This is a genomic window from Pseudonocardia sp. (assembly GCF_050250275.1).
GTDB lineage: Bacteria > Actinomycetota > Actinomycetes > Mycobacteriales > Pseudonocardiaceae > Pseudonocardia.
Map to the genome: position 1 here is coordinate 20,286 of NZ_JBFWOY010000031.1, position 10,824 is coordinate 31,109.

At 75.7% G+C, this 10,824-nt stretch carries 10 protein-coding genes; all 10 read left to right on the forward strand.

Annotated elements, in window-relative coordinates:
• Nucleotides 1–24 precede the first annotated feature (24 nt).
• The 10 genes from AB7F12_RS24360 to AB7F12_RS24405 all read left to right on the forward strand — a co-directional run bounded on the left by AB7F12_RS24360 (nt 25) and on the right by AB7F12_RS24405 (nt 10,784).
• Nucleotides 25–1,107 carry a UDP-N-acetylglucosamine--N-acetylmuramyl-(pentapeptide) pyrophosphoryl-undecaprenol N-acetylglucosamine transferase gene (locus tag AB7F12_RS24360; RefSeq protein WP_428500690.1) on the forward strand — a complete coding sequence of 361 codons (1,083 nt, stop codon included), beginning with the start codon at nt 25–27 and terminating at the stop codon, nt 1,105–1,107.
• The gene (gene murC / locus AB7F12_RS24365; RefSeq protein WP_428500689.1) at nt 1,104–2,525 is read left to right on the forward strand and encodes a UDP-N-acetylmuramate--L-alanine ligase; all 1,422 of its coding nucleotides are present in this window, start codon (nt 1,104–1,106) and stop codon (nt 2,523–2,525) included. The genes AB7F12_RS24360 and murC overlap by 4 nt, the downstream gene beginning before the upstream one ends.
• Nucleotides 2,522–4,144 carry a cell division protein FtsQ/DivIB gene (locus AB7F12_RS24370; RefSeq protein WP_428500688.1) on the forward strand — a complete coding sequence of 541 codons (1,623 nt, stop codon included), beginning with the start codon at nt 2,522–2,524 and terminating at the stop codon, nt 4,142–4,144. The genes murC and AB7F12_RS24370 overlap by 4 nt, the downstream gene beginning before the upstream one ends.
• Nucleotides 4,145–4,316: 172 nt before the next feature.
• Nucleotides 4,317–5,720, forward strand: a complete 1,404-nt coding sequence (gene ftsZ / locus AB7F12_RS24375) for a cell division protein FtsZ (RefSeq protein WP_428500687.1) — start codon at nt 4,317–4,319, stop codon at nt 5,718–5,720.
• A gap of 65 nt (nt 5,721–5,785) precedes the next feature.
• Entirely contained in the window at nt 5,786–6,505 is a 720-nt protein-coding gene (pgeF, locus tag AB7F12_RS24380) for a peptidoglycan editing factor PgeF (protein WP_428500686.1), read from the forward strand.
• 60 nt (nt 6,506–6,565) lie between these two features.
• Nucleotides 6,566–7,312: a YggS family pyridoxal phosphate-dependent enzyme gene (locus AB7F12_RS24385; RefSeq protein WP_428500685.1), complete on the forward strand. Its 747-nt coding sequence runs from the start codon at nt 6,566–6,568 to the stop codon at nt 7,310–7,312.
• 55 nt (nt 7,313–7,367) lie between these two features.
• Nucleotides 7,368–8,087, forward strand: coding sequence for a cell division protein SepF (locus AB7F12_RS24390; protein WP_428500684.1), 720 nt, complete (start codon nt 7,368–7,370; stop codon nt 8,085–8,087).
• Nucleotides 8,088–8,090: 3 nt separating this feature from the next.
• On the forward strand, nt 8,091–8,378 hold the full coding sequence (locus tag AB7F12_RS24395) for a YggT family protein (RefSeq protein WP_428500683.1): 288 nt from the start codon (nt 8,091–8,093) through the stop codon (nt 8,376–8,378).
• A 46-nt stretch (nt 8,379–8,424) separates the two neighbouring features.
• Nucleotides 8,425–9,285, forward strand: coding sequence for a DivIVA-like cell division protein Wag31 (gene wag31 / locus AB7F12_RS24400; RefSeq protein WP_428500682.1), 861 nt, complete (start codon nt 8,425–8,427; stop codon nt 9,283–9,285).
• Between the two features lie 65 nt (nt 9,286–9,350).
• A complete protein-coding gene (locus tag AB7F12_RS24405) occupies nt 9,351–10,784 on the forward strand; it encodes a hypothetical protein (protein WP_428500681.1) in 1,434 nt (477 codons plus the stop codon).
• Nucleotides 10,785–10,824: the final 40 nt, after the last annotated feature.

The window sequence follows — 10,824 nt, forward strand, 5'->3', positions numbered from 1 at the left end:
GCCGAGCGCCGGCGAGGACGTGCGATGACGCTGTCCGTCGTCGTCGCCGGTGGCGGGAGCGCCGGGCACATCGAGCCCGCGCTGGCCTTCGCCGACGCGGTGCGCCGCGCGCACCCCGACGCGGTCGTCACCGCGCTGGGGACCGAACGCGGGCTCGACACCACACTCATCCCGGCGCGCGGCTACCCGTTGCGGCTGATCCCGCCGGTGCCGTTGCCGCGCAAGCCGAGCGCGGACCTGTTGCGGCTGCCGGGGCGGGTCCGCACCGCGGTCGGCGCCGTCCGCGACGTGCTGCGCGACGTCGACGCCGATGTCGTCGTCGGGTTCGGCGGCTACGTGTCGTTGCCCGCCTACCTGGGTGCCCGCGGCCGGGTCCCGGTCGTGGTGCACGAGGCCAACGCCCGCGCGGGGCTGGCCAACAAGGTGGGGGCCCGGTTCGCCGCTGCCGTCGCCACGGCCGTCCCGGGCACGGGGCTGCCGCGCGAGCAGGTGGTGGGGATGCCGCTGCGACGTTCGATCACCGGGCTCGACCGGGCCGGGCTGCGTGCGCAGGGCCGTGCCCACTTCGGGCTGCCCGTCGAGGGACCGGTGCTGCTGGTGTTCGGTGGTTCGCAGGGCGCCCGCACCCTGAACTCCGCGGTCGCGGCCGCGTTGCCCGGGCTCACCGGGGCGGGGGTCGCGGTGCTGCACGCCCACGGCAAGGGCGGCACCGCGGGGCCCGGGACCGCCGGCTACGTCCCGCTGCCCTACATCGAGCGGATGGACCTCGCCTACGCCGCCGCCGACGCCGTCCTGGGCCGCTGCGGCATGACGACCGTCGCCGAGGTCACGGCCGTCGGGCTCCCCGCCATGTACGTGCCGCTGCCGCACGGCAACGGCGAGCAGGCGCTCAACGCCCGCCCCGTCGTCGCCGCGGGCGGCGGGATCCTGGTGCCCGACGCCGAGACCACCGGTGAGCGGGTCCTCGCGGAGCTGCTGCCGCTGCTCGGCGACCCGGGGCGGCTCGCCGCGATGGGTGCCGCGGCCCGCGCCTCGGGGCACGCCGACGCCGACGAGCGACTCGCCCGGATCGCCCTCGACGTGACCGCGGACAGGGGGGCTCGATGAGTACGTCGGGAACCCTGATGGGCGACCGTGTCCACCTCATCGGCATCGGCGGCGCCGGGATGAGCGGTATCGCCCGCATCCTGCTCGCCCGCGGTGTCGCCGTCTCCGGGTCGGACGCGAAGGACTCCCGCACCGTCATGGCCCTGCGCGCCCTCGGCGCGCAGGTCGCGGTCGGGCACGACGCCGGGCACCTGGACCAGCTCGACGGCCCGCCGACGGTCGTGGTGTCCACGGCGATCCGCGAGACCAACCCGGAGCTGGCCGCCGCCCGGGAGCGGGGGCTGCGTGTGGTGCACCGCGCCGACGCGCTGGCCGATCTCACCACGGGCCGCCGGGTCGCCGCCGTCGCCGGCACGCACGGCAAGACGTCGACGAGCTCGATGCTGACGGTCGCCCTGCAGCACTGCGGGTTCGACCCGTCCTTCGCCATCGGGGGTGATCTCGCGGCGTCCGGCGCGGGCGCCCACCACGGTGGTGGCGACGTGTTCGTCGTGGAGGCCGACGAGAGCGACGGCTCCTTCACCGCCTACACCCCCGGTGTCGCCGTGGTCACCAACGTCGAACCGGACCACCTCGACCACCACGGCACCGAGGCCGCGTACCGGGCGGTGTTCGACGCGTTCGTCGCCCGGATCCCCGCGGGTGGGGTGCTCGTCGCGTGTGTCGACGACCCCGGCGCGGCGGAGCTCGCCGACCGCGCGCAGGTGGGGGGGTTGACCGTCCGCCGATACGGCCGCACCGCCACCGGCACGGGGGACGCCGTGCTCGTCGACCACCGGCCCGACGGCGCCGGCGCCCGGGTCCGCGCCCGGCACCGTGGTGTGGAGCTCGCGGTGCGCCTCGCCGTTCCCGGCGAGCACATGGCCCTCAACGCACTCGGGGCGTTCCTGGCGGGGGTCGAGCTGGGCGCACCGGTCGACGTGCTGCTCGAGGGCCTCGCCGGGTTCGACGGCGTACGCAGGCGGTTCGAGTTCAAGGGCCGGGCCGCGGGTGTCGCCGTGTACGACGACTATGCCCACCACCCGACGGAGGTCGCCGCGACGCTTCGGGCGGCCCGCGCCGTTGCGGGCGGGGGCCGGGTCGTCGTGGGGTTCCAGCCGCATCTCTACTCCCGCACCCGGTTGTTCGCCGCCGAGTTCGGCGCGGCGCTCTCGCTGGCCGACGAGGTCGTGGTCCTGGACGTGTTCGGGGCCCGGGAGGACCCGGAGCCCGGGGTCTCCGGTGCCCTGGTCGCCGACGCCGTCGACCTTCCGGCGGGTGCGGTGCGCCATGTCCCGAGCTGGTCGGAGGTGCCGGCGGTGCTCGCCGGGATCGCGCGGCCCGGCGACCTGGTGCTGACGATGGGCGCGGGTGACGTCACCGTCCTGGGCCCGGAGGTGCTGCGCGAGCTCGAGGACCGTGCGGAGGGTTCGGGGTGAGGCGTCCGGCGTCCCCCGGTTCGGCACGTGAGCGCGACGGTCGCACCCGTCGTGCCGGTGCCGGGCGGGCGGATGCCGGGGAGGGCGGCACTGCGGACGGTGCCACCGGTCGCACGCGGGACGGCGCCGAGGGCCGCCCGGACGACCGTGCCGAGGACCGTGCCGACGACCGTGTCGAGGAGCGCACCGACGACCGCGCGAAGGACGGCGCCGACGACCGCGCGACGGACCGGGCCGAGGGTGGCGCGACGGACCGGGCCGCGGGCCGCGTGAAGGGCCGCGGCCGTGCGAAGGAGACCGCGAAGGACGCCGCCGGCGACGCGCAGCCCCGTGAGCGGCAGCCCCGTGAGCGGCAGCCCCGTCGCGGCGACCCGGCCCCGGCCAGGCTGCCCGCGCAGCCGGGGCGCGCCGACCGCGAGACCCGCCGGGCCGCCGGGCCCGCCGCGGGGGAGCGCGCGGGCGCCGGGCGCACCGCCGCCACGAGGGCGGGCGCCGCCGCTGCGCGCACCCGGGCCGAGGGCACGCGCACCGGTCGGGCGCGCACCGACGGGCGGGGCCGCCGGATCGGTGCGGGGGGCGTCGGCGCCATCCCGGGTTCCAGCGGTGGCACCCGCACCCCCCGTCGGACCGAGCGCCGCGACGAGGACGAGGGCACCGCGGCCCGCGACGCGGGCAGTGCCGACGAGCCGACCGCAGCCGCCCCGACCGCAGCCGCTCCGCCCGCTGAAGTCCCGACGGCCCCGACCGGGAACGCCGCCACCGGGGACGCCGCCACCGGGGACGCCGCCACGACAGCCGCTGCCGCCGCCACGGCGGATGCCGCCGGCGCGTCCGACGGGAACGGGGACGGAACCGGCGCCGGGCGGCCCGCCCGGCCCGTCCGGCCCCGCCCGGTCCGGCTCGCCCCGCACATCGTGCGCCGCCGCCGGATCGCGTTGCTGGTCGTCGTCCTCGTGCTGCTCGGCGGGCTCGCCGGTGGGGTCGCGTTCCTCCTCTACGGCAGCGGCCTCGCCGACGTCGAGACCGTGTCCGTCGAGGGCGCGCTGGCGGTCCCGCAGGACCAGATCCTCGCGACCGCGGCGATCCCGACGGGGGGCCCGCTCGCGGGCGTCGACACCTCGGGCGCGGAGCAGCGCGTCGCGACCCTGCCGGGTGTCGAGTCGGTGACGGTCGGGCGGGACTGGCCGCACACGGTCGTCGTGACGGTCGTCGAGCGTGTCGCGGTGGCGCTGGCCGACACCCCCAAGGGGCTGATGCTGGTCGACCGCACCGGCGTGCCCTACGAGCAGGCGCCCGAGGTGCCGCCGGTGCTGCCGCACCTGAACGTGAGCATCACGGGCACGGTCGCGCCGGGCGACGTCCAGACCACCGCGGGGCTCGGGGTGCTCGCCGCGCTGCCCGACGCGGTGCGGTCCGAGGTGTTGACGATCACCGTGATCGCCCCCGCGGCCACGGGCGGCCTGCCGACGGTCGAGCTCGCCCTCTCCGACGACCGCCGCGTCGTGTGGGGGTCGGCCGAGAACTCCCAGCGCAAGGCCGCCGTGCTCACCGCGTTGCTCACGGAGCGGGGGAGCGTGTTCGACGTCGCCAGCCCCGATCTCCCGACGATCCGTCGCTGACCGCGCACGATCGGTCACGAAGAGGTCACGACAGGCCGAAACACCCGCCTGGGGGGTTGCCGACTCGCGGCGCGCCTAATGGACCGACACCGTGCCCGCACCTAGCGTTCTCGCGTGAAGGCCCGGACCAACCGGAGCTGGACCGGACCCGAGCAACTGGAAGGTGCCGCGCATGACGCCCCCGCACAACTACCTGGCCGTGATCAAGGTCGTCGGTATCGGTGGCGGCGGCGTGAACGCCGTCAACCGCATGATCGAGGTCGGTCTGAAGGGCGTCGAGTTCGTCGCCGTCAACACCGACGCGCAGGCCCTGCTGATGTCCGACGCGGACGTCAAGCTCGACATCGGCCGGGAGCTGACCCGCGGCCTCGGGGCCGGGGCGAACCCGGAGGTGGGCCGCAAGGCCGCCGAGGACCACCGCGAGGAGATCGAGGAGGTCCTCAAGGGGGCCGACATGGTCTTCGTGACCGCGGGGGAGGGCGGCGGCACCGGCACCGGCGGTGCGCCCGTGATCGCCTCGATCGCGCGCAAGCTCGGGGCGCTGACGATCGGCGTCGTGACCCGGCCGTTCACCTTCGAGGGCAAGCGCCGCGCCGGCCAGGCCGACGAGGGCATCAACGCGATGCGCAACGAGTGCGACACCCTCATCGTCATCCCCAACGACCGGCTCCTGCAGCTCGGCGACGTGGGCGTCTCGCTGATGGACGCCTTCCGCTCCGCCGACGAGGTCCTGCTCTCCGGTGTCCAGGGCATCACCAACCTGATCACCACCCCGGGCCTGATCAACCTCGACTTCGCCGACGTCAAGAGTGTCATGTCGGGGGCGGGCAGCGCGTTGATGGGAATAGGGTCGTCGCGCGGTGAGGGGCGCGCGGTGCAGGCGGCGAGCTCGGCGATCAACTCGCCACTGCTCGAGGCGTCGATGGACGGGGCGCAGGGGGTGCTGCTGTCGATCGCCGGTGGCTCCGACCTCGGCCTGTTCGAGATCAACGAGGCCGCGTCGCTGGTCCAGGAGGCCGCGCACCCCGACGCGAACATCATCTTCGGCACGGTGATCGACGACTCCCTCGGCGACGAGGTGCGCGTCACCGTGATAGCGGCCGGGTTCGAGGGCGGCACGCCCGCGCACAAGAAGCTCGAGCCGTCGGCCTACCGCTCCACCGACGCCGCCCCCGGTTCGACGAGCCAGCCCGCCGCGGTGCACACGCCGGCGGTGCACGCGCCCGCCGCACCGCAGGTCCCGGCCGCTCCCGCCGCTCCGCCGCAGGCCCCGCCCGTAGCCACCGCGGTGGCGGCTCCGGTGGCCACCGCACCGGCTCAGGCGACGCCGGGCGGTCTCGGCCCGAACCAGGCGGGCACGTTGCCCCCGGCGGCCCCGCTGCCGCAGCAGACCTACGTGCCCCCGGCCCCGCGCGCCCCGGAGGGCGGTCGCACCGACCCGGCGATGAGCTCGCTCGGCGGTGGCGCCCACGCGGCGCCGACGACGCCCACGCACGGTTCGGCGGTGCCGGTCTCCGACGGGGACTTCGACGACCTGGACGACGACGTCGACGTGCCGCCCTTCATGCGGCGCTGATCGACGGCCGGGCGGGGCGTCGCCCTTCGCGCGGCGCGGGCGGCGCGCCGTGCGACGCTGACGCGGTGCGCGTACGGAAGGTCGTGACCACGCGTGCCGGCGGTCGTTCCGCCGGTGCGTTCCGCAGTTTCAACCTTTCCCGGGGGGTCGGTGACGACCCGTCGGCCGTCGCCGCCAACCGGGGACGGCTCGTGCGCGAGCTGGGACTGTCGGGTGCGGTGTTCCTGCAGCAGGTGCACGGCACGCGCGTCGAGACGGTGCGGGGCCCGGCCCCGGATCCGGGTGCGCCCGACGTCGCGGAGGCCGACGCGGTCGTCACCGCGGAGCCCGGTGTCGGGCTGGTGGTGCTGGCGGCGGACTGCGTGCCCGTGCTGCTGTCCGATCCGAAGGCCGGGGTGATCGGGGCCGCGCACGCCGGCCGGGTCGGTGCCGCCGCGGGGGTCGTCCCGGCGACACTGCGGGCGATGGTGGCGCTCGGGGCGCGGGTCGGGGACGTCGAGGTCCTGCTCGGGCCCGCGGTGTGCGGTGGGTGCTACGAGGTTCCTGCCGAGATGCGTGACGAGGTCGGCGCGGCGCTGCCGGGTAGCGGTGGCCGGACCCGCCGCGGCACGCCGGGGATCGACATCCGGGCGGGTCTGCACCGGCAGCTGGACGTGATCGGTGTCCGCGGGGTCGCCCGGGACCCGAGGTGCACGATGGAGGACCCGGACCTGTTCAGCCACCGCCGCGAGGGGTCCACCGGGCGTCAGGCCGGGGTGGTGTGGCTCGACCCGTCCGGTGGGTGAGCATCCGGTCGGGCACCGGCACCGGCCGGTGCGGCGGGCGGGCCTGCGCGAGAGGACGACATGAACGAGGTATCCACGACCGACGAGCGCCGCGCGGACCTGACCCGGCGCCTCGCCCGGGTGCGTGCGGCGATCGCGCAGGCGTGCGCCACGGCGGGCCGCGACGTCGCCGAGGTCGACCTGCTGGCCGTCACGAAGACGATCCCGGCGGCCGACGTCGCGATCCTCCTCGAGCTGGGGCTGACCGACTTCGGGGAGAACCGGGCGCAGGAGGCCGCGGACAAGGTCGGTGAGGTCGCCGGCCTGGCCCCGCACGCCGCGCCGCGCTGGTTCTTCGTGGGCGGACTGCAACGGAACAAGGCGCGCGTGGTGACCCCGTGGGTGACGCGCGTGGAGTCGGTCGACTCGGCCCGGCTCGCCGACGCGCTCGACACCCAGGTCCGGCGGGCCGTCGACGCGGGCGGGCGGGAGGGGCCGCTGCCGGTGCTGCTGCAGTACAGCGTCGACGGGGACCCGGCCCGCGGCGGCGTCGCCCGCGACGGCCTGGCGGCGCTCGCCGCGCACGTCAGTGGCCTGCCGGGGCTGCGTCTGGACGGGCTCATGGCGGTCGCCCCGCTCGGCGCCGACCCCGACCGGGCGTTCGCGGACGTGGCCGCCGCGGCGGCTGCGCTGCGGGATGATCATCCGTCTGCGAGGGTGCTTTCGGCCGGGATGTCAGGCGACCTCGACGTGGCGATCCGTCACGGATCGACGTGTGTGCGTGTCGGAACGGCCCTTGTGGGGGAACGGCGGCTAGCCTCGCGGTGATCGCCGGTCGCGGGGGCGGCCGCCGGTTCGCGGGTGACGACGAGGGGAGCGCGACATGGGCGCGATGTACCGGCTCAAGGCCTACTTCGGAATGGTGCCCGCGGACGAGATGGCCGACTACGTCGACGAGCCCGCCTACGCCGCGCCGCGCCGGCGCGAGGAGCGCTGGGACGACCCGGCGGACCGCTACGACGCTCCCGACGACTACGAGCAGTACGACGCGCCCGCCTCGGTCGGCGAGGCCTGGGACCGGCGTCCCAACCGTCCCGGCGGCATGGAGCGCACCCCGGCCCGCGACGCGCGGCCGGCGCGTGAGCCCGTCCGTGCGGGTGGCGGCGTGGGTGCGGGTCTGGGCGCGGGGAGCGTGCGTGGCGCGCTGGCCGTCGACACCGACCCGGTGCTGCGCGAGCCGGTCCGCGAGCCGGTGGGGCTGCGCGAGGTGCGTCCGGGGGAGCGTGCGTCCCTGCCGGAGCAGCGCGACCGGGGTGCGGCGGCGATGTCGCGCATCACGACGCTGCAGCCGCGCAGCTACAAGGAGGCGCGCACCATCGGGGAGCGCTACCGCGACGGCCAGCCGGTGATCATGAACCTCACCGAGCTCGACGCCGCGTCGGCCAAGCGGCTCGTCGACTTCGCCGCGGGGCTCGCCTTCGCGCTGCGCGGTTCCATCGACAAGGTGACGAACCGTGTATTCCTTCTCACGCCCGCGGACGTCGAAGTCTCGGCGGACGACGCGAGGCGGCTCGCAGAACGTGAGCTGTTCCGCCAGGATTGAGCTGTGCCCGACGTCCTTCGTTTCGTCCTGTACTACGTCCTGTTCGCCTTCTGGCTGCTGCTCACGGCACGAATCGTCGTGGAGCTGGTGCACGCCTTCGCGCGTAAGTGGCGCCCCGTCGGACAGAGTGCTGTCGCCCTCGAGGCGATCTTCACCGTGACCGATCCACCCGTGAAGTTGTTGCGGAGAGTGATCCCCACGGTCCGGATCGGGGGAGTGGGACTGGACCTCTCGATTATGGTTCTCCTCCTGGCAGTGTTCATACTGATGGACGTTGTCAGGCCGGAGTGAGCCCCAGTCACCCGGTTTGCCGCCGAGGACTGCATGAGGTGATCCGATGCCGCTGACGCCCGCCGACGTTCACAACGTCGCGTTCAGCAAGCCCCCTATCGGGAAGAGGGGGTACAACGAGGACGAGGTCGATGCTTTCCTGGACCTGGTCGAGGCCGAGCTCGCCCGGCTGATCGAGGAGAACGACGACCTGCGCGAGCAGGTGTCCCAGATGGAGTCCCAGCTCGGCAGCGCCCAGGCCGACCTGGAGGAGGCGCGTTCGCGTCCCCAGCCCGCCCTGGCGCCGCCCACGGCCCAGATCCAGCGGCCTGTGGAGCCCCCGCGGCCCGTCGAGCCGCCGAGGTCGCTGTCGGCCCCTGCGCCGCAGATGGCCGACGGTGGTGACATGGGCGGTGGTGACCACCACGTCCAGGCCGCCAAGGTCCTGGGCCTGGCCCAGGAGATGGCCGACCGGCTCACCGCCGAGGCCAAGAGCGAGGCCGACTCCATGCTGGCCGACGCGCGGACCAAGTCCGAGCAGCTGCTCTCGGAGGCCCGGACCAAGTCCGACGGCCTCGTGAACGACGCCCGGGCCCGTGCCGAGACGATGCTCAACGATGCGCGGACCCGCGCCGAGACGCTGGAGCGGCAGTCGCGCGACAAGGCTGCGACGCTGGTCAGTGATGCCGAGCGCAAGCAGACCGAGATCATCGGGACCATCCAGCGCGACAAGTCGGTCCTCGAGAAGAAGATCGACGAGCTGCGTACGTTCGAGCGCGAGTACCGCACCCGCCTGAAGACGTACCTGGAGTCGCAGCTGCGCGACCTCGGCGACCGCGCGTCCGCCGCGCCCGCCGACGGCCGTTCGGCGCCCAACGGGGGCTACGCCGCCAGCGGCTACGGCCAGCGCGCCGACGCCGGCAGCTGACCGTCCCCGAGACCGATCCCCGGACGGTGGGCGGCGCAGTGGTGCCGCCCACCAGGGAGTGAATCGTGCTGCTGCTCGTCCTGATCCTCGTCCTGGTTGCGTTCGCCCTGCTCGTCGTCGCGTTGCTGACGGGCAGCGTCCTCTGGGCGTGGGTGTCCGTGGCGGTCAGCGCAGGCGCCGCGGTGGTGCTGCTCGTCGACTGGCTCCGTGGCCGCTCTGCGGCTCGTACGGGGCCGGTGCCGGGCCGGGTGGACGCCGACGCGCCGCCGCCCGGGATGCCGGTGGCCGACCGCGGACCCTCGTTCGAGGGTGCCGAGGCGGCCACCCAGGTGCTGCCGGTCGTTCCGCCGGCAGCGCCGCCGGGGCTGTCGTCGGGCGGGGTGCCCGTCGGTGCGTCGGTACCGCAGGTCCCGTCGCAACCGCCCGGCTCACCCGGGCGACCGTCCGGCGCTGACGACGGCGTCACCCCATCGAGCGTAAATTCGTCACGCAGCGTGACGGCTGACGGAGCCCGGAACGGGGCCCCGGCGGGCGACCCGGCGGCAGGGTCGCGCCCCGCCGCGGCGGCCGACTCGCCGGGTTCGGAGCCGGGCCGGTCGCCGGCCGAGGCGACCCAGGTGATGGGTGGCCCCGGCGCGGTACCCGGGACGCCGGTGGGCGCCACCGCGGCCGGTGACGGGAAGCCGGGCACACCGGAGTCGCGTGCCCCGGAGTCCCGGCCATCGGAGTCGCGCGCGCAGGAGCGGCCACCGGGTTCCGTCGACGGTCCGACCGTCGCGGTGCCCGCCGCGGGTGCCGCGGCAGCAGCAGCCGCCGCGGCGGCCCGGAACGTCCAGGACCGGAACGCCCAGGACCGGAACGCCCAGGACCAGAACGCCCAGGACCAGGGTCCGTCGGGCCGGAACCCGTCGCTGCAGAAGCCGGTGGGCGCATCCCAGGCGCCCGCGCGGTCCGACGCGGCCCCCGCGGGCACCGGTACCGACTCCGCCGCGGGTACGCCCGGGCCGGAGAAGGGCGGTCCCGCGGACGACGGTCGCGCGACGCGCGGCCCGGGCACGGACGCTGCGCAGGAGCAGTCGAAGGTCGGCTCCGGTGCGGGTGCACCGGGTTCCGGCGGCGCCGAGGCCACGGCCGTCATGGCCGGGGCATCGGCGCAGGACCCGGGCGAGCCCGGTCGGGCAGCGGCGGCCGACGCCGCCGGAGCCACCACGGCCACGGCGGCCGCGTCCGGCAACGGCACGGCACCGCCGGCCCCGGCCGCCGAGCCGCCGGAGGAGACCCCGGAGGCCCGGGTGGCCGCCCAGGTCGCGGGCCTGGACGACGAGGTCGTCGTCATCGACGAGCAGCCCCGCTTCCACGTGACCGGGTGCCGCTCGCTCGTGGGGCAGGCGCTGATCCCGCTGCCGGTCCGCGAGGCGGTGGAGCTGGGCTTCACCCCGTGCGGGCTGTGCAACCCGAGCCGGACCATCGCCGCGCGCCACCACGCCGAGGCGCGCTGACCCGACCAGCCATGCCCCGCGTCCCGTCCGGGGCGCGGGG

Excerpts from the sequence above, each read along its gene's own strand:
- AB7F12_RS24360 (WP_428500690.1), top strand. The coding sequence starts at position 25 with ATGACGCTGTCCGTCGTCGTCGCCGGTGGCGGGAGCGCCGGGCACATC.
- murC (WP_428500689.1), top strand. The coding sequence starts at position 1,104 with ATGAGTACGTCGGGAACCCTGATGGGCGACCGTGTCCACCTCATCGGC.
- ftsZ (WP_428500687.1), top strand. The coding sequence starts at position 4,317 with ATGACGCCCCCGCACAACTACCTGGCCGTGATCAAGGTCGTCGGTATC.
- AB7F12_RS24385 (WP_428500685.1), top strand. The coding sequence starts at position 6,566 with ATGAACGAGGTATCCACGACCGACGAGCGCCGCGCGGACCTGACCCGG.
- AB7F12_RS24390 (WP_428500684.1), top strand. The coding sequence starts at position 7,368 with ATGGGCGCGATGTACCGGCTCAAGGCCTACTTCGGAATGGTGCCCGCG.
- wag31 (WP_428500682.1), top strand. The coding sequence starts at position 8,425 with ATGCCGCTGACGCCCGCCGACGTTCACAACGTCGCGTTCAGCAAGCCC.